Annotated in this window: 19 protein-coding genes and 1 pseudogene; 7 read left to right on the top strand and 13 right to left on the bottom strand. The window is 61.6% G+C overall.

Annotation, left to right across the window (positions count from 1 at the left end; all coding sequences use genetic code 11):
- Positions 1-145 precede the first annotated feature (145 nt).
- Positions 146-1783 (top strand): hypothetical protein, encoded by a 1638-nt coding sequence (locus HY556_00600; protein ID MBI4392283.1) that lies wholly within the window; start codon positions 146-148, stop codon positions 1781-1783.
- Between the two features lie 233 nt (positions 1784-2016).
- Here HY556_00600 and HY556_00595 read toward each other — a convergent pair whose 3' ends face one another.
- The 3 genes from HY556_00595 to HY556_00585 all read right to left on the bottom strand — a co-directional run bounded on the left by HY556_00595 (position 2017) and on the right by HY556_00585 (position 3803).
- Complete coding sequence (locus HY556_00595; GenBank protein MBI4392282.1) at positions 2017-2259, bottom strand: type II toxin-antitoxin system HicB family antitoxin; 243 nt, start codon at positions 2257-2259, stop codon at positions 2017-2019.
- Positions 2260-2371: 112 nt separating this feature from the next.
- Complete coding sequence (locus tag HY556_00590) at positions 2372-2821, bottom strand: hypothetical protein (protein MBI4392281.1); 450 nt, start codon at positions 2819-2821, stop codon at positions 2372-2374.
- A gap of 73 nt (positions 2822-2894) precedes the next feature.
- Positions 2895-3803, bottom strand: coding sequence for a beta-lactamase family protein (locus HY556_00585; GenBank protein ID MBI4392280.1), 909 nt, complete (start codon positions 3801-3803; stop codon positions 2895-2897).
- 102 nt (positions 3804-3905) lie between these two features.
- On the opposite strand from HY556_00585, the gene HY556_00580 reads away from it, so the two are divergent.
- The 4 genes from HY556_00580 to HY556_00565 all read left to right on the top strand — a co-directional run bounded on the left by HY556_00580 (position 3906) and on the right by HY556_00565 (position 7094).
- Positions 3906-4391 carry a transcription elongation factor Spt5 gene (locus HY556_00580; protein MBI4392279.1) on the top strand — a complete coding sequence of 162 codons (486 nt, stop codon included), beginning with the start codon at positions 3906-3908 and terminating at the stop codon, positions 4389-4391.
- Entirely contained in the window at positions 4282-5235 is a 954-nt protein-coding gene (locus tag HY556_00575) for a class I SAM-dependent methyltransferase (protein MBI4392278.1), read from the top strand. The genes HY556_00580 and HY556_00575 overlap by 110 nt, the downstream gene beginning before the upstream one ends.
- A gap of 243 nt (positions 5236-5478) precedes the next feature.
- Positions 5479-6288 (top strand): class I SAM-dependent methyltransferase, encoded by an 810-nt coding sequence (locus HY556_00570; protein MBI4392277.1) that lies wholly within the window; start codon positions 5479-5481, stop codon positions 6286-6288.
- 323 nt (positions 6289-6611) lie between these two features.
- The gene (locus tag HY556_00565) at positions 6612-7094 is read left to right on the top strand and encodes a 50S ribosomal protein L11 (GenBank protein MBI4392276.1); all 483 of its coding nucleotides are present in this window, start codon (positions 6612-6614) and stop codon (positions 7092-7094) included.
- Between the two features lie 37 nt (positions 7095-7131).
- Here HY556_00565 and HY556_00560 read toward each other — a convergent pair whose 3' ends face one another.
- From HY556_00560 to HY556_00535, 6 genes and pseudogenes are all read right to left on the bottom strand, one after another.
- On the bottom strand, positions 7132-8616 hold the full coding sequence (locus HY556_00560) for an amino acid permease (protein ID MBI4392275.1): 1485 nt from the start codon (positions 8614-8616) through the stop codon (positions 7132-7134).
- Positions 8617-8775: 159 nt separating this feature from the next.
- Positions 8776-9839, bottom strand: a pseudogene (locus HY556_00555) (MFS transporter).
- A 99-nt stretch (positions 9840-9938) separates the two neighbouring features.
- Positions 9939-10685 carry an MBL fold metallo-hydrolase gene (locus HY556_00550; protein ID MBI4392274.1) on the bottom strand — a complete coding sequence of 249 codons (747 nt, stop codon included), beginning with the start codon at positions 10683-10685 and terminating at the stop codon, positions 9939-9941.
- Between the two features lie 234 nt (positions 10686-10919).
- Positions 10920-11399 (bottom strand): hypothetical protein, encoded by a 480-nt coding sequence (locus HY556_00545; protein ID MBI4392273.1) that lies wholly within the window; start codon positions 11397-11399, stop codon positions 10920-10922.
- Positions 11400-11480: 81 nt separating this feature from the next.
- Positions 11481-11723 carry a hypothetical protein gene (locus HY556_00540; protein ID MBI4392272.1) on the bottom strand — a complete coding sequence of 81 codons (243 nt, stop codon included), beginning with the start codon at positions 11721-11723 and terminating at the stop codon, positions 11481-11483.
- A gap of 104 nt (positions 11724-11827) precedes the next feature.
- Positions 11828-13378 (bottom strand): acyl-CoA carboxylase subunit beta, encoded by a 1551-nt coding sequence (locus HY556_00535; GenBank protein ID MBI4392271.1) that lies wholly within the window; start codon positions 13376-13378, stop codon positions 11828-11830.
- Positions 13379-13457: 79 nt separating this feature from the next.
- Between HY556_00535 and HY556_00530 the strand changes: the two genes are divergently transcribed.
- A complete protein-coding gene (locus HY556_00530; protein MBI4392270.1) occupies positions 13458-13946 on the top strand; it encodes a hypothetical protein in 489 nt (162 codons plus the stop codon).
- Here the strand turns inward: HY556_00530 and HY556_00525 are convergent.
- The 3 genes from HY556_00525 to HY556_00515 all read right to left on the bottom strand — a co-directional run bounded on the left by HY556_00525 (position 13918) and on the right by HY556_00515 (position 16448).
- Positions 13918-14643, bottom strand: a complete 726-nt coding sequence (locus HY556_00525) for a hypothetical protein (GenBank protein MBI4392269.1) — start codon at positions 14641-14643, stop codon at positions 13918-13920. The two genes, HY556_00530 and HY556_00525, sit on opposite strands and share 29 nt — an antisense overlap.
- A 157-nt stretch (positions 14644-14800) precedes the next feature.
- The gene (locus tag HY556_00520; protein MBI4392268.1) at positions 14801-15439 is read right to left on the bottom strand and encodes a radical SAM protein; all 639 of its coding nucleotides are present in this window, start codon (positions 15437-15439) and stop codon (positions 14801-14803) included.
- A 133-nt stretch (positions 15440-15572) separates the two neighbouring features.
- On the bottom strand, positions 15573-16448 hold the full coding sequence (locus HY556_00515; protein ID MBI4392267.1) for a hypothetical protein: 876 nt from the start codon (positions 16446-16448) through the stop codon (positions 15573-15575).
- Positions 16449-16548: 100 nt separating this feature from the next.
- On the opposite strand from HY556_00515, the gene HY556_00510 reads away from it, so the two are divergent.
- Positions 16549-16734: a hypothetical protein gene (locus HY556_00510; GenBank protein ID MBI4392266.1), complete on the top strand. Its 186-nt coding sequence runs from the start codon at positions 16549-16551 to the stop codon at positions 16732-16734.
- Between the two features lie 199 nt (positions 16735-16933).
- Here the strand turns inward: HY556_00510 and HY556_00505 are convergent.
- Positions 16934-17586, bottom strand: a 653-nt coding sequence (locus HY556_00505) for a transposase family protein (GenBank protein MBI4392265.1), incomplete at its 5' end; no start/stop codon positions are given.

The raw sequence follows: 17586 nt of genomic DNA, 5'->3' as shown, positions 1-17586 counted from the left end.
GACGGTTCCGCACCGGAACGCGCCTTCCCCTGAGAACGTCGCGCACGGAAAGCCTATAGTAAGGCGTCCGATGGACGTCCATTCCGGGCCATAATGCTTATCTACCTACTCGCCGACTCCTTCTGGGGCTGTGAAGGGGGCGTCTTTGAAATCCAAACGGATGCGTCAAGCGACTTGGATAGTCGTAATAGTCGTGGCCCAGGCCGCGTTTGCGATTGTGCCCACCGGCAAAGCGGACTCGACGGTTCTGTCTGAATGCCAATTACCGCTACCGAACGATGCAACGGGGGCCGCTTGGTTCGACGGCCGCGCGTACGTTTTCGGTGGCATCATGCAGCGAATATGGTATTTCGAGCCGCCCGGGTGCTTGAGTGCAACGGCCACCAATTTGCCATTCAGCATAGAGTATCCTGCAGTGGTGACCGCTGGTTCAAAAATCTTCGTGCTTGGCGGCTACGGGCCCACGCTTGGCCGACCTCTTGACGAGATATTCCAGTACGACCCAGTGACCGATTCTCTGACTCTCGTGCCCATTCGCCTTCCTAATCGGACCTACGGCGCGGGCGCTTTTTGGGATGGGCAATACATCTACCTCCTAGGTGGCCACGTTGGCGGAGTTCCGCAACCTACGATACTGAGGTACGACCCGGATACCAGCACGGTCGTCACACTCTCGTCAACCTTGCCCGAGGGGAACGATTTCGGAGCAACGGTTTGGGACGGTCAATACGCGTACATGCTTGGCGGCCAAGACGCGATTGGGCCCGTGGCAACAATCATCAGGTTCGAACCATCGAGTGGCGCTGTTGAACGTTTGTCGAGCCACCTTCCCTCTGGTCGCCGGCACATTAGCGGCGTGTGGACGGGAACGGAGGCATTGGTTTTCGGAGGGAATGGCACAGGGTCACATTTGTGGGACGTGTTGCGGTTCGATCCAAGTACCGGACTCGTCAGCTTGACGAATGATCGTTTGCCACGCGCCGTGGACCTAACGAGCGCGGTTTGGGGCGACGGCGTCGCATATGTAATTGGTGGGAACGACGCGTACCAACGCCTGAGGGATATCGTTGTGTACGATCCCGCAAACCAGGCTTTGGATCCCGTGGGAAATCTGTCTGCGAAAACAGGCTCTGGTCGAGGGGAAGTCAGTCTCTCCTGGCAGGAGCCCCTCCGTCACAATCATGCAATCACCGGCTACCACATCTTTCGAGGCTCCTCGCCGGACGCGATGACGCTTCTCGCGGATATCGGCACCACGTTGTCCTACCGCGACAAGGATTTGGGCGATGGCGAGTCGAATTACTATGAGGTGCGAGCGGTCACTTTGGAGGGGACAGGGCCAGGAACCACGGTCCACGGTGTCGCACCAGTTCGGCCCTCAGAACCATGGAACTTGACGGCAACGCCCGTCGCATTTGGACAAGGGCCAGCCTTGGCGTCGACAAGCATTTCTCAAATCACCCTATCCTGGGCGGCCCCAAATGCCACGGGAGGCGTGGGTCTCCTGGGCTACCGGATTTATCGAATCGGAGGTGACGGAAATGAGATCCTCATCGGGAGCGTTGGGCCTTCCATAACAACGTACAACACGAGCCTGATAGCAACCAATAGCAACGCCGGAGCCATTTCCTTTGATCTTACATTTACGCCAGATAACGTATTCTACCACCATGTAAGGGCTAGAAACGTGGTGGGCCTTAGCGAGGCCTCAAACGATGCATGTGGCGAACCCGGCATGCCTGCTTCGTCGAGAGAACTTTTCCCATTTGTGAAGTGTCCGTGATCTAGTTACCGGAACGCCGGTGAACAGATACGGATGACCATTGGGAGACCTGGATCAACCCTTGACGTCGGTCGCGTTTACGGCGCTACCACTACCATCCGGCCGCAGGGCGGCCTCAAGTTGATGTGGCTGCCGGCGGACCAATTTCGACGAAGCCGAGGGCCGAAAGAACTCGGAGAACCCTACGAGCCGGTAGAGGTCGTAACCCACTCACACCGTGACCTCGACGCGCACTAGCGTGCGCTTCGTCCTCGCCGGTCGATGCCGGCTACGGCGACGCGCTCGATCCCCACGAATTCGGGGAATTTCGCATCGAGGTCCTCGTTCTCAAGATACAATTCTATCGCCTCTTTCACGTTGGCGCGGAGTTCTTTGAGCGTGTCGCCCTGGGTATGGCAACCAGGAAGTTCCGCGACGGAGGCCACATAGCCGCCGCCCGGATCTTTTTCAATCACGACCGTGAAACGGCGCTTCATCTCGGTCTACAGGAGGCGGCAGGAGTAATAAGGGTTTCTGGGAAGACGTTGACGAAACTGCTGCACTGCGCACTCGTCGAACGGCCCGGGTGCGGATCGCCTTGGAAAAAGCTCATCGCGCTTCAGCCGCCACCACGATCCATCCTATGGCCGCCGCGACGTTACCAGGCTGCCACGCGAGGTCGTCCGTCGCAATCCACACGAGGGCGCCGAACGCGGCCACGACGGCGCCGCCAAGTCGTAACCTACGCGTGGAGCGCGCTAGCCCGACCGCCGTCACGGCGGCGCCGACGGCCACTAGACCTCCAGCGACGGAGGCGATGCCGGTCAGGAAAATCCCCCGATCGTAGAAGAGGAGGATGCTAAGCGCCACGGCGCCAAGGCCCGCGGCGGCCACGGTCGGTCTCTCGGGATGGCGCCAAGCCGCAACGAAGGCACCGACCGCGCCGATGAGGAGCGCCAGCATGAGACGCGTCTCGAAAGCGCCTCGCATCACGTTCACGGCGACCCAGAGGAGCGGCGCGACTCCGACGATGGCGAATCCGACGCGCGTGCGGTCCATGCGGCCGGGAACGGGCATCGCGCGTATATATGGGCGGCGGCCGCAAATTCCAACAGGGCGTGCCGCGAAGGGGTCATTCACATGCGGGAAGGATGCGGTCGAAATAGATGTCCTGGACTGGACCGATGTCCGCACCCAAATCGTCCGTGCACGTGACGACGGCCACGAGTTGTTTCTCGGGTGCGACACAGATGAGTTGGCCCCCGAAGCCTAACGCGTAGTGTGTGCGCGTCCCTCCACGGTCGCTCACCCACCAGAAGTAACCATATCTGTTCCCGCCCGGAAAACCGCCATCGCTTTGCGGCGAGATGGATTCCTCGAAGAACGCGTCGTCGACGAGTTGTTTCCCGTTCGCGCGTCCCCGCGCGAGGGCGAACCCGCCGAACCCCAACATCTCGCGCGGCGTGAGGAGAAGCCCATAGCCGCCGATGCTATGACCGTCGCGCGCGCGAGTCCACGGCGGATCGACGATCCCCGATTCCTTGAATATCGTCTCATCGGCGAATTCGCTGGCGGTCTTCCCCGTGACCTCGGAGATCATCATGCTGATGATGTGCGGGCCGACGTCGTTGTAGCAAAACGCGGTCCCGGGAGCGGTCGTGGGCGGTGAACCGATGGTACCGAGAACGTCGTAGTCGCCGAACTCGAGGTCGTAACCCATCCTCATGGTAAGCACGTCGCGCACAGTGATCGCGCGAAACGACTTGTGGGACTTCTTGGCAACATCCGGAAGGATCTTGGCCACGGGATCTGAAAGTGCCGGAAAGGCGCCGTCCTTGATCAAGATCCCGACGAGCATCGAGACGAAGCTCTTGGTACAGCTCCAGACGTTCACGCGTTCGTCGGCCCTTCCATGGCCGAAGTACTTCTCATACGTGAGCGAACCGCCGCACGAGACCAGGACGCTCCTCACCATCGGCAATCCGGTGGAAACGTGCTGCTCAAGATTCGCCATTGCGATCGAATCGATGCCGCGGGCCATGACCCGCCCATGGTTGCGGGCGCTTAAGACGTTGCCACGCGCCCCGAACCTATAAATACAAAATCCCTCCTACCGCGCTTCATCCCTTCTTAGGTGCTTCACATGCCCGAGGATTCCCCAACCGTCGCCGCCGAACAAGCCGGCATCTACGCTTTGAAGACCACCATCAACCAGGAGAAGATGGTCGCGCAGATGGTCGTGACGAAAGCAACCAAACAAGGGATACCTGTCCTCGCGGTCCTCGCTCCCGCAGAACTACGCGGTTACATCCTCGTCGAATGCAACGACCGCGAGGGGTTCGAGAAGATGATCAAAGGCGTCCCGCACGCCCGAGGCCTCATCGAAGGAGCGACGAAGCTCACGGAGATCGAGCATTTCCTCACCCCGAAGCCGTCGGTCGCCGGTATCGCGGAAGGCGACATCGTGGAACTCGTCCAAGGGCCGTTCAAGGGCGAGAAGGCGCGAGTACAGCGCATCGATGAAGGGAAGGAAGAGATCACCGTCGAGCTATTCGAAGCGATGGTGCCTATCCCGGTCACGGTGCGCGGGGACAACGTGCGCGTTTTGCAAAAGAAGGAAGCGAAGTAGCGCGGGTTCCACCGGCCGCCATCACGCTTATCCGTCCGATTCACGTTTTCGGCCCGTGCACTTGACCGATCCCTGGACGAGCGGCGATTCTTACGAGCCGTACGTCGGACGCTGGAGCAGGCTCCTTGCGCCAAGATTCCTGGGCTGGGCCGGCGTGGGTCGTGGGCGTGTAATGGACGTAGGTTGCGGCACCGGAGCTCTCTCGGAAGCCCTCCTGAGAGCGGGCGCGGAGAAAGTCCTCGGCATCGACACTTCGAAGGCCTATGTGGAGCACGCAACGCGACACCTCGGCTCTGGCGAGCAGCGGGCCGAGTTCAAAGTCGGCGATGCGCGGGCCCTTCCCGCCGACGGTTCGTGGGACGGCGCGGTTTCTGGACTCGTGTTGAACTTCGTCCCAGATCCAGGAAAGGCGGTTTCCGAGATGCGGCGCGTGGTGAAGCCCGGCGGCACCGTCGCGGCCTACGTCTGGGACTACGCGGGGAAGATGGAACTCATGCGGTATTTCTGGGACGCCGCCTGCGACCTCGACGCGGACGCAAGGACGCTCGACGAGGCTGTGCGATTCCCCATCTGCGAACCCGGCGCCTTGCGTAGCGTCTTCGAAGGCGCTGGGCTGCTTGGCGTCGTGACGTCGCACGTCGACCAACCCACGGTATTCCGGGACTTCGACGATTACTGGAAGCCTTTTCTCGGAGGCCAGGCGCCTGCGCCCGGCTATTGCATGGGACTAGACGAGGTGCGACGCGGGAAGCTCCGCGAACTTATCCGCGACCGGCTCCCCACGAGAGCCGACGGAACAATTCCGCTCATCGCGCGGGCGTGGACCGTCAAGGGGATGCGCTGACCTCCTCCACCGGAAGGTCCTGGGAAAGGCTTTACCTTGCGGCGGGACCATCATGTTCGGAGGCGAACTTTGCCACGCCGCAAATACGGAAAGCTCAGGAAACCCATCGGGACGAGCGCAGGAAAGACGCAGATCCGGTCGCCGGGATCGATACCGCCGCCCCACCGACAGGCTTGAATTGGTTACCTGCCCCTGACGGCCCCCATAAGTACCCCCCGGGTGATTCCGCCTCGGGTGGTTCTTGTGGAAAACGATCCGACTACGGAAATCAAAACAAAGGCACGGGAAACGTGGGCGCTCGGCGACTTCGACCAGATCGCGCAATTGTTCACAAGCCCTGTGGCCGGGAATTTCGTGAGATTCGCCGGAGTAAAGGCGGGGGAAAAGGTGCTCGATGTGGGGACGGGAACGGGCGTCGTAGCCGTCACGGCTGCCCGCGCGGGAGCGAAGGTCACCGGGATGGACCTCACACCCGAACTCCTTACGCGCGCGAAGCATCACGCCGACATCGCAGGGACGCCTTCGATCAAGTGGGATGAGGGCGACGCGGAGAAGCTCCCGTACCGAGACGCGGAATTCGACGTGGTCTTGAGCCAGTTCGGCCACATGTTCGCTCCTCGGCCGGAGGTCGCCACGAAGGAGATGCTTCGCGTGCTTCGTCCCGGCGGGCGCATCGCATTCGCGACGTGGCCACCGGAGCAACTCATCGGAAGAAGCTTCGCCCTCAACGGCGCCTATGTGCCGCCGCCACCCGGTCAGGCGCCGCCGCCGCAATGGGGCGACGTGTCGATGGTGAGACAACGGCTCGGGACCGCGGTCAAGGACATCCACTTCGAACGCGGCACGGGAGCGTGGCCGGCGCTCTCCGTTTCGCACTACCGCACTTTCCAGGAACAGTACGGCGGCCCCTTCATAAGGACCGTGAACGCGCTCAAGAACGAACCCGTGAAACTAGAGAAGTGGAGGCGGGAGTACGATGCGATGACGAAGGACTACTTCGCCGACAACGTCGTGCGGCTCGAATACCTCATGACGCGGGCCACGAAGGCCTAAATCAGGAAAGTACCTACAAGTAGATACTCTCCCGGTATCTGGCCCACTAGGGGCTGGCCCGGGGTCGACCCTTTATACCCGCCGGTCACGCCCCGGAAACCCTTATCTACAGCGTGCGTTTTCGTCGGCCTGCTTCATCCCTGGGATCGGCTGCCCGGTACGAGGGCGGCCTTCCTCATCGCCGATGCCGGGCAAAAACCCGGCGAGGCCGAGGCCCTTGTGGACTAACCGTCCACGGGGACTCACGGTTATTGGTTGGGGGGCGGGCGACTTCGCCCGCCTCCCCCGTAACATTCAGGGTCGGGGCAGGAAACCGTGACAGTATGGCAAAACAGGTCATCGAAGTGCTAGTCGACGGGGGCAAGGCCTCCGCAGGCCCACCCCTCGGACCCGCATTGGGCCCGATGGGTGTGAACGTCGTGAAAGTCGTCCAACTCATCAACGAGAAGACGAAAGGCTTCGACGGGATGAAAGTCCCCGTCAAGGTCACCATAGACGCCGGCACGAAGGAATTCGACGTCACCGTCGGAACACCTCCCACGAGCGCACTCGTTCTCAAGGAAGTCCGCGCCGAGAAGGGAAGCGGAACCCCGAACACCGCGAAGATCGGCAGCATCAACATCGACGCCGCAGTCCGCGTCGCGAAGATGAAACAGGACGACCTCTCGGGAAAGGATCTGAAAAGACGCGTCAAGGAAGTGCTCGGAACCTGCGTGTCCATGGGAGTCAACGTGGACGGCAAGGACCCGCGCGTGGTCCAGAAGGCGATAGATGCCGGCGAGTACGACGCGAAGATAAAGGAATAAACGCCGACGGGTCGCGGGAACGGCCCGGTCTTTTCTCCTAACTCCCCCTTATCCTCACCCTGACCGGCATCTCGTCCGCATCGAGCGCCGTCACGGTGCTCGGTTCCGACGCCGGGGGCGTCGTCCCTTCGACGACGCTTGGGGCCGCCATCATGGGATTCGCTTCGTCCACCAACTTATGCCTCACCATCCACAGGACGGGTAGGCCGCTCGCGATCAGCACGAGTGTCGCCGGCGCGATGGGGACGACGTAACCGAAGACGTTCGCCGAACCTCCGCGCAAGAGGAAGTTCGCGCAGATGAAAAGGGCAGACCCTGCGAAGACGAGCGGGACCACGGGGTAACCGCTGGTCCTGTACGGCCGGTGCGCGTCGGGCATCTTCCTCCGGAACTTGAAGTAGGCGACGACCGACGGGATGTAAAAGAGCCAAATCGCAAAGACCACCATCGTCGCGAGTGCCACGTACGTCCCCGTGAGGACGAGAAGCGACGCCCAGATCGCCTGGAGCATCAAGGCATACCACGGCGTCCCGTGCTTCTTGTGCACGCTCGCCATTGAACCGATGAAGCCGCCGTCTTTGGCCCATGCATAGTAGACGCGGGGGCTTGCGAGGATGAAGGCGTTCACCGTCCCAAAAGTGGAGAGCATGATGGCCGCCGATATCGCGAGCCGCCCGTTCTCGCCCAAAAACGCCTGCGCTGCGTCCGCGGCGATGCGCGGCGAGGCGGACGCCTGGGCAAGTGGCAGTAGATAGAAGTAGACGGCGTTGGCGGCGACGTAGACGAGCATCACTGCCGCCGTCCCGATGACGAGCGCCCGGGGGACGTTCTTTTGCGGGTCCTTGATCTCCGATGCGACCTGCGTCGCCGACGGCCACCCATCGTAGGCGAACAAGGCGGCGACCATCGCGATCCCGAAAGCGCTCACGAGGTCGATGCCGCCAAGAGACGCAGGGAGGAACGTATTGTAGGCGTCCGGCGACGCCCTACCAAGGAGAAGCCCGCCGACGACGAGCGCGACTATCGCCCCCGTCTTGATCACCGTGAAGACGTTCTGCACGATCCCGCCGTACTTGACGCCGAGGTAATTCACGATCGTGAGGAACATGATGCAGCCGACGGCGACGAACTTCTGGGCCCACGACGGCATCGGGAAGAACACGGCCGTGAAAAGGGAGAACGCCACGGCGACGGCCGCGATGATCCCCGTCTGGATGACCCAGAACATCGTCCACCCGTAGAGGTAGGCGCCCTTCTTGCCGAAGGCTTCCCGCAGGTAGATGTACTGGCCCCCCGCGCGGGGGAACATGCCCGCCATCTCGGCGAACGTGAGCGCACCCGTTATCGTGAGGAGCCCGCACACGATCCAAAGGAGAAGGACAAGCTGCGCCGATTGGACGCCGGCCGCGATGACGGCGGGGAGTATGAAGATCCCTGAACCGATCATGGAGCCCATGATGAGGGTGACCGCTTCGAAGAGGCCGAGGTCCTGGCGGAGTTTGCCGTCGTCGACTATTACCACGCGACGCCGCAACGAAGTGATAGGGGTTAAGACTATTGGGCCGCACTTTTCACGGCCCGGCATCCTCCGCTCGCCGACGCGGGCCGACCATCCCGCGAGCTGGAATCGCGAGCCACGACCCGTGTCCAAGGGCCCGGGCACGGCGCTTGTGAGCCTGGTTCATCCCACGGTCGTCCTTCCAGGAAGCGTCTCACGCATGAGAAGAGCGACAGCGACCCCCGAGCAAAGCGTCACGACGGCGGTCGCCTGTATCCCGACGTCGAGCCCCATCGTGTCCGCGATGAGCCCCACGCCAAGAGCCCCCACTACGAAGCCGGCGTCGCGCCAGAACCGGTAGACGCCGACGGCCGACGCCCTCTCCGTGGGGTTCACGACGTCACTCACGGCGGCGATTAGGGTCGGATAGCCTATGGCGGTCCCTAATCCCAAGAGAAGTGCGCCGATAAGCCACGCGGCGACCCCCGAACCAAGCACGACCGCCCATATGCCGGCCGCCTGCACGATCATACCGACCGCAATCGGCCACTTGCGTCCCACCCTATCCGACAATGGACCCGTGACGAGTTGGAGGACGCCCCATGAGAACGGGTAGGCGGCGGCCACGAGGCCGATCGTCTCCGGTGAAGCGGAACGCGAGAGGAGAAGAAGCGGGAAAAGGCCCCACGCTATCCCGTCGTTAAGGTTGTTCACAAGCCCCGCCTGGCTGGCGGCGAAAAGCGTCCGGTCCTTGAAAGAGACGCGCGCGAACACGTCGCGAAGCCGGGAGGGCTCGGAGGCGCGGGCCCCCGCCTCGTGGAGCGCGGGCCGAGCGCCCCAGCGAGGTACCACGAGACGGCCGCGCTGAGGCCCACACAGGCGTACCCCGCGAATTCATTGAGGCCCATCGCGAAGCCGCGGTTTCGCGGGCCCACGAGGTCGATCTTGCTGGCGATCGTCATGCTCCAAGAAAGACCCTGGTGGACACCGAGGAACAGGTTTGCAACGATCACCGCGTTCCAATCGGGCGCCAAGTAGATGAGAAACGGCACTGGAAGCGCCAAGAGCCAGCCCGCGATGAGAAGCGGCCGTCGGCCGTGGATATCGGAGAGCGACCCCACGACGAGGTTCGAGAGCGCCTTCGCGAGCCCGAAGCTTGCCACGAACGCGAGGATAGCGAGCTTGCTTTCGACGCCGAACTCCTCCTCCCCGAGGACCGGCAGGAGGGCGCGTTCGAGACCGACCATGGCACCGACAAAACCGTTGATGACGACGAACAGCGTGAACTGGGGAAGATTCGCACGTAATCCCAAGACGGGTGGCGCGCCTCGGACGTTCGCCAGTGGCTACGCCTCGCCGAGGTTCCGTTTGACGTTGTCGAGGAAAACCTGCGGCGCGGGCTGCGTGTGGCCGAGAAGCCATTTCACGAACCGCTTCTCGTCCGGCTCGGCCATCGCCGGGTTGAACCGCCGCTCGAAACCGATGGTGCTCGATGGCTTCCCGCTCATGAACGCCCCGCAGGCACTCCCAGAAAAGTGGCTTGGGTACACCTCGACGCCGTCCTCCAACTTCATCAACCGGTCGTGAAGCGTCTCGAACATCCTCGGAGCACCCTCGGGTCCCCAAAGGTCCGGCCGTCCGACGTCGCCGACGAAAAGCGTGTCTCCCGTGAGGACGAACCAAGGGCCCGGCTCGACGCCCGGCAAATGCCGCATCCTCGCCTTGTCGCTTGCGACGAGGCTCGTCGATTCGGGCGTGTGCCCCGGCGTATGCATGACCTTCAAGGACGTGTTGCCAAGGCGTATGATGTCACCGTCCGTCATCTTCTGGAACGGGAACTTCACGGGCGCAAGTTCGTGCATCAGCAGTCTCGCGCCCGTCTTCTCGGCAAGCAAGCGCGCCCCCGACAAGTGATCGGCGTGGACGTGCGTGTCGATCACGTAATCGATCCGGACCCCCGCCTCGTCGGCTTCACGGATGTAACGGTCGATGTCCATATCGGGCTCGATTATCGCGGCCGTCTCGAAAGACTGGCACGAGACGAGGTGACTCGCGCAACCCGAGTCTGGCCGAAGGAACTGCCTGAAACACATCCTATCGATACTCAATCGATGCACCAGTTATCTAGGGCCTCGCTGAGGGGCCGGTGCCCACTTATAGAAAGACCTGCAATGTAGCTGTGCCTCGATGATGAAAACAGACCGCTGAACCATGATGACTGATGGGCGAACTGAGAGGCAGCACCCTTTTTTCCGCCGGGGGCGGAAAAAAGCGTGCACGGAAAACGTGTCTCATGTTCTGTACGCTGACCCCCGGGTTTGCGGCGCCTAGGCCGGGCCTTTGACGAACGCGCGCCCCACGTCGCCTAGGCCGACGCCCACTTCCTTCCACTTCGGGTCCCGGACGTTTTTCCTGAGGTCCTCGAACGTCTGGTCGACTGAACGCTGGATGGCCACGTTGATCTCGTCGGAAACGAGTGTTGCGACCGTGGCTGTGAGCGCTTCGTCGACGACCGTGTGGATCAAGCTTTCCATCCCGGAGATGCGCGATACTGTCGAAAGGTTGGGGCTCGCCTTCATCGCCCGCGTGACGGCTGCGTGGATTTGACCGCGGCTCGAATCGATTCCGCGACCGACCGATTCGGCGTACCGGCCCCCGCGCAGGTTGACCTGCAATACATGGAACATCCTGTCGAGGATGGGCTCGGTGAGGTCCTCGACTATCACCGCCTTGTAACGCGAGTAGATGGCATGACCGACGCGCACGCCGAACGCGCGGTCGAGCGCTTGCCCGAACCTGGAAATCACGATGAGGACCTGGACGATGAGGTAGAAGCCGTCGGGAACGAGGACGACGATTGTTATAGGCAGGAAGCCGAAGATCGCGAACTAGCGCGAGCGCAGGAACCCGAGGGGACGCTCCGTGGCGAGGATCTTGCCCGCGAAGGCGACGCCGAATGCCGCGACCGCGAGAAGGTCCAGCATGCGAAGGAAATTTGCTTCGGCCGGCTGGAGGCCACCGCGAAGCGTGAGCGCGAGGATGAGGACGCTAAGGAACCCGAGCGCCAGGAACAGGTAGTAGATGATGTGCAGGTTGCGAAGCAACAATCGGTGACGGACGAGGCGGGCCATGAGAATCGGGAGGGAATCGACGTTACTCCTAAGAATGCTGCCGGAACGCAGCCTCCCCGGCCGAGGGCAGCGACGGGCGGACCGGCCCCAGAAGTTCTACTGGCTTAGAGGGGGATGTTCCCATGCTTCTTCCTCGGTCTCTCTTCCGTCTTCGTTAGAAGCGAGTTCAATGCGCGGATGACCTTCGTCCTCGTCTCCTTCGGCTCGATGACCTCATCGATGTAACCCTTCTCGGCGGCGATGTAGGGGTTCGCGAAATTGTGACGATAGTCGTCGACCAGGCGCTTTCTCTCCTTGTCCTTGTCCTTCGCAGCGTCGAGCTCCTTCCTGAATATGATGTTGACAGCACCCTCTGGGCCCATGACCGCTATCTCCGCCGTCGGCCAGGCGAAGTTGAAATCGGCGCGGATGTGCTTGCTGCACATGACATCGTAGGCACCGCCGTAGGCTTTACGGGTGATGACCGTGATCTTTGGGACGGTCGCCTCCGAGTATGCGTAGAGGAGTTTCGCCCCGTTCCGGATGATGCCTCCATACTCCTGGGCGGTGCCGGGGAGAAAGCCTGGGACGTCCACGAAGGTGAGGAGTGGGATGTTGAACGCGTCGCAAAAGCGTACGAAACGTCCCGCCTTGGTCGACGCGGCGATGTCGAGGGTCCCGGCGAGGTGCTTCGGTTGGTTGCCGACCACTCCGACCGAGTGCCCGTCGAGGCGGGCGAACCCGATTACGATGTTTCGCGCCCAGTGCTCCTGGATCTCCAAGAACTCGCCGTCGTCGACGATCCGCCCGATCACGTCCTTGACGTCGTACGGCCGGTCCGGTTCATCGGGTACTATCCGTGCGAGTTCCAGGTCCTCCCGGTCGGGCCGGTCTTTGGGGACGAGCGCCGGCGGGTCCTCCATGTTGTTTTGAGGCACGTAGGCAAGAAGGAGGCGGATGGTCTGGAGGCAATCCGATTCGTCCTCGCACGCGAAGTGAGCCACCCCGGACTCGGTGTTGTGCGTCATGGCGCCGCCGAGTTCCTCGAACGTGACCTCCTCGTTGGTCACGGACTTGATGACCTCGGGGCCCGTGATGAACATGTAACTCGTGTTCTTCACCATCAACGTGAAATCCGTGATGGCGGGGCTGTAGACGGCGCCCCCCGCGCACGGGCCCATTATCGCGCTGATCTGGGGCACGACACCGGACGCAAGCACGTTCCTGAAGAATATCTCCGCATAGCCGCCGAGGCTGTCGACACCCTCCTGGATCCGGGCCCCGCCCGAGTCGTTGAGGCCGATCACCGGGGCGCCGTTACGCAGCGCGAGGTCCATCACCTTCGTTATCTTCTTCGCGTGCATCTCTCCAAGGGACCCACCGAAGACCGTGAAGTCCTGCGCGAAGACGTAGACGAGGCGGCCGTCGATCCGGCCGTAGCCGGTCACGACGCCGTCCCCGAGCACCTTCTTCTTGTCCATCCCGAAGCGCGAGACCTGGTGCATGACGAAGGCGTCGAGTTCCTCGAAGGTGCCGGGGTCCAGTAGTTTCTCGATCCGCTCGCGGGCGGTGAACTTGCCCTTCTCGTGCTGGGCCGCGGCCTTGTCGGCGCCACCGCCTTCCCGGTGCTCCTCCCGGCGCGAGCGAAGGTCCTTGATCTTCTCCTCGACGGACATGCTGACCCTGGCAAGCGATGCCGGGGGATAAGTATTATGAAGGCATCTTACCGCCAGAGGCGCTGGTCGTCGCGCCGCTTTGGACCCTCGGATGTTCGAGAAATACTCCGATCTCGTCGTCGTTCGCGCCGCGATCACGCTCTCCATGCTTGCCGGCCTCATCCACACGAGCGTCACAGGCGAGCATTTCGACGAAGGCGTCGTCTATGGCGTCTTTTTCATCATTACGTCGCTTGCGCAGTTCTTGTTCGGCGCTTTTCTCCTTTTCGAGGCGGGGAGCGCGGGGACGTTGGCCGGCCGCAACGCGCGGCGTAACGTGCTTCTTCTTTGGACCGGCATCCTCGGCAACCTGTTCCTCATCGCCCTCTACTTCTACACGCGCCTCATCGGCGTGCCCGTGGGACCCCATCCACCCGGGCCTGAGCCGTTCGAAGCGCCCGGCGTCATCACAAAGATCACTGAGACCCTGCTCGTCGTTTCGTTGTTCGAGCTTCTACGCCGGACAAAACGGGCCCAGGCCGATGAGAAGGAAAGCGTGGTCAATCGAGGACCCGGAACTGTAGGTTGACGCCGCCCACACCAGGCCGCGCCGATTGCAAAACAACCCTTCCCATCCCTTTGGTGGTCGAGGCAAGCGTCCCATCACAAGGAAGGGCACTTGCGTCTCCGACGCGAACGATACGAAGTCCCTCTTCCGGACCAGGGTGCGTGACCTCGTCGGAAAAGCATTGCGCATCCACGTCTCGTAGCGCGGGCCGCGTCCGGTACTCGATCCTCACCAGGAGCTTCTTGGCCGCGAAACCGTTGGCGGCCTCCAACCACTTTGCGGCAAGCGCCGGGCTGAAGCCGACGCGCTGGATACGGATCGCGAAATGACCGCCGCCTTGGACGTGGGCGCTTTCCGTAAGGACGACCTTGGTGGTTCGGCACATGACGCTGAGGATGAGGTGCATTGCGGTGTGCGTGCGTTCGATCCTCTCGCGCCTTTCCACGTCAAGATGAAGGCGCAGCGTATCGCCGATTTTCGGCACGGCGCCGTCCAACGCATGGAGAAGCTCGTCGCGCCGCCACGAGATGCGGCTTAGCCGACGCTTGTCGCCGCCGATCCACGCTTCGCCACGGTCGGGCGGTTGCGGGTGACGGTACAAGGAGGTCCCGGGGGAGAAGATGGTCTTGTCCAACGTAAAGGAAACGCCACGGATGGCCTCGACCTTCGCGTTGCAGGTCCTGCGTTGCGGTTCGTCTAGGTAGAGTAGCGCTGTCAATCGATGCGAAAAAAGCGGGGTGGGACCAAAAGACTATCGTGGCCGAGAACGGCGCCTCGCAAGTCGCCGAACGTGCGTCCTACCGCCCCCGCGCCTCGCCCCAGATATGCTTGTGGAGCGACCCTTTTGCTTCGCAAAAGCGTCGACGGAAAGACGCCTAGCGTCCCCTAGCCTCTCCCCAGATATGCTTATGGAGCTGTGTGCCGACGCGCGCTTCGATGCCGTCCGCCAACACGCGCTCGGCGAGCCATTTCAATCCCTTCCCCCAAACGGGTTGGAAATGTATCCGGGCCCGTGACGGATGCTTCGCGATGACGCCGCGGGCGAATGCGTAATCCGTCTCGTCGGCGACGACGAACTTCAACTGGTCGTGGGCACGGAGGATCGGGATGTTCTTCCACCGGTTCATCTGCTCCATCTTGCTCGCCGGGCACTTCACGTCAAGCGAGATTATCACCTTCTCCCGCGGTGTCAGCCTGTCGACGGCGGAGATGTCGAGGCTTCCCCCCGTCTCGAGGACGATGTCGTAACCCCGATCGAGCGCTTGCATCATGAAGTCCAACGCGTCCCTTTGGAGGAGCGGCTCGCCACCCGTGAAGCACATGTGCCTCGTCGGGTAATGCGAGATCGACCGGAATATCTCGTCGAGCTCCATGTCCTTGCCTTCGTAGAACGAGTACTCGCTGTCGCACCAGGCACAACGGAGATTGCAGGCCGTGCAGCGCACGAACACCGTGGGGAGCCCGACGTGCGCCCCTTCCCCTTGAAGAGAGTAGAATATCTCGTTGACTTTCATGGTGGGATCGGTCCTCGACGCGGCGTTGAGCGCCCAACAGGGTGGGCATACATTATCCTTGGGGGGTGGCGGTTCTGTCCCATTATCGGGGGGCAACCGCCAGTTTCGCGCCCTTGTCACTTTTCGGGGGGTGTTAGGTTCGGCGCCTAGAGGCATAGTAAGCCATGGTGCCGAGTCCGAGGATTACGATTATGGGCGAAACACCTGGCGTCGGTCGCGTTTGAACCCCGTTTGGTTGTGGCGACGAATCCGTGAACGGGGTCGTCACAGTGGTTTCGCCCGCGTTCTGTTCAGGCAGCGTGGTATTGGTAGGGGTCTTCGCGGGACTTGCCGGGGTCACGATGTAGTGCTCTTGGATCTCATGGTCACTAGGAATCGCGTCCACCACAAGGGTAGGGGATTGCCAGCTTGCCCCATAACCACTGACCTTAGCCCGGACGCTAAAATCATAGAAGGTCGGGACAGTCAAGTTCACGACTTGCCTGTCCTCGGCATTGGCCTCTGTGGAGATGTTCAGCGTCTTGGCGTCCCAATTCGAGTCCCATTGGAGTGCGCGAGGCGTTACGATGCCCAAAGTGGCACTTGGGGTGGCCCGGAGGGTGCCACAGAGGGTCAGAGTGATGGTCCATCCACTATCGGTGAAAGAGGTGTCGTGGCAGCCGATGGGCGTCGTTTCGGGCAATGTCTTGGTGCTATCGATAGCACCCCGCGGACAACAAGCGGGGTGGATACTGTAGTCGGCGGTGAATGTGAGATTTCGGGGGCTTGGCTCCAACATAGTGGTGGTGCTTCCTCCGGGCGGGATCGTGGCGTTTCCCAGTTTCCAAGAGACCGCCCCCGTCACGGTAACATACAGATCAATGCGCTGCTCGTCGGGGAAGAGGTCGCTCGTCCGAACGCCCGAGTACGTGACCGTATCCGTACTCGCGATCCCTATTGGGACGATGAAGAAGAGGCCTATCGTGGTCAAGCCTATGATGCGTCGGACCCGGGTTTGCGGTTGTCTCACCAAGAACACCACCCGGCCATACTCAAACAGGTTCTTCCCCTTTTTGGTCAAACCTATTACTCAAAATGGCTCAAGCGGTCGATTTCGTTCCATGTAGCCCATGTCTTTGGAAGGCCCCGGAAAACTGATGCACTACGAGTCCGCCAGAATGCTCATCTACATCAGCAAGGCCGTTGCGAGCGACAGCGCATTCCCATTCAAACCCGGCGACGACCTATGGATTACCATCGACCGAGACGGATCACGTCTCGTCGTAGAGCGAGTCAAGGGCAGGAAAACATCCTGAACCCTGTTCTTTGGGGGTGGCGCCTTTAAGCACGGGCCCGTCGCTCCCGTGGAACCATGGTGGGTATCGGAGAAGTCGTCGAGTTAATCACGAAGATGGAAAGGTGGCTGCGGGATTTTCGCAACGCCCCCGTCCCGCCGTGAGACTCATCCCACGGCAAGACGGCGGGGGTGCATTTGACCACTATCTTTGTACCGTTTCAGCGTAAGTGGGACAAATCGGTCCCTTGATTTTTGGACGGTTCCGTTTCCCGCCTGACTGATATTCCTTGTTTGACGTATAAGCGTGATTGACGGCGTTGCATGTTCTTCTCGCGCCGCCTTTGCCTCGCGGCGGCGAGCTTGAGTCGCCGCTGTTCGAGGACCTCATCCGGGTTTCCCCGATACTTGGTCCAGGGCGTGAGGTAGTCGATCCCACTGTGGAGTCGTTCGTGATTGTACCGGTGGATTATCCCCTCAAGCAGCACCCGTGCGACCTCCGGCGTCTCCGGCTCGTGAAGGAATAGTTCGGTCTTCACGGTTCCTTCGACGCGTTCGACGAACGCGTTGTCGGTCGGCGTGTGGGGCCGGATCCTCGTGTGCGTGATGCCGCGGCGAGTGAGGACGATCTTGAAATCCCGACTGATGAAACCGCTTCCATTGTCGGTCTGGATGACGGGCGTCTTCCCATGGTCGAGGCGGCTGAGGGCCGTCTCAGCCGCCAGGCTCACCGAGTTCCCATCCATCCGATTGAGGAGTTCCCAGTACGTGATGAACCTGGAGTACTCGTCGATGAACGTGATGAGGTAATAGTTCCGGTCGCCGAGTTTGACGTACGTGATGTCGCTCTGCCACTTCTCATCCGGTGCTGTCG

This window comes from Euryarchaeota archaeon (assembly GCA_016207515.1).
Lineage (GTDB): Archaea > Thermoplasmatota > SW-10-69-26 > JACQPN01 > JACQPN01 > JACQPN01.
The sequence above is the reverse complement of the archived record's forward strand: the minus strand, read 5'-3'. Positions and strand labels throughout refer to the sequence as shown.

Excerpts from the sequence above, each read along its gene's own strand:
- HY556_00595 (MBI4392282.1), bottom strand. The coding sequence starts at position 2,259 with ATGAAGCGCCGTTTCACGGTCGTGATTGAAAAAGATCCGGGCGGCGGC.
- HY556_00590 (MBI4392281.1), bottom strand. The coding sequence starts at position 2,821 with ATGGACCGCACGCGCGTCGGATTCGCCATCGTCGGAGTCGCGCCGCTC.
- HY556_00585 (MBI4392280.1), bottom strand. The coding sequence starts at position 3,803 with ATGGCCCGCGGCATCGATTCGATCGCAATGGCGAATCTTGAGCAGCAC.
- HY556_00580 (MBI4392279.1), top strand. The coding sequence starts at position 3,906 with ATGCCCGAGGATTCCCCAACCGTCGCCGCCGAACAAGCCGGCATCTAC.
- HY556_00575 (MBI4392278.1), top strand. The coding sequence starts at position 4,282 with ATGAAGGGAAGGAAGAGATCACCGTCGAGCTATTCGAAGCGATGGTGC.
- HY556_00565 (MBI4392276.1), top strand. The coding sequence starts at position 6,612 with ATGGCAAAACAGGTCATCGAAGTGCTAGTCGACGGGGGCAAGGCCTCC.
- HY556_00550 (MBI4392274.1), bottom strand. The coding sequence starts at position 10,685 with ATGTGTTTCAGGCAGTTCCTTCGGCCAGACTCGGGTTGCGCGAGTCAC.
- HY556_00540 (MBI4392272.1), bottom strand. The coding sequence starts at position 11,723 with ATGGCCCGCCTCGTCCGTCACCGATTGTTGCTTCGCAACCTGCACATC.
- HY556_00535 (MBI4392271.1), bottom strand. The coding sequence starts at position 13,378 with ATGTCCGTCGAGGAGAAGATCAAGGACCTTCGCTCGCGCCGGGAGGAG.
- HY556_00520 (MBI4392268.1), bottom strand. The coding sequence starts at position 15,439 with ATGAAAGTCAACGAGATATTCTACTCTCTTCAAGGGGAAGGGGCGCAC.
- HY556_00510 (MBI4392266.1), top strand. The coding sequence starts at position 16,549 with ATGTCTTTGGAAGGCCCCGGAAAACTGATGCACTACGAGTCCGCCAGA.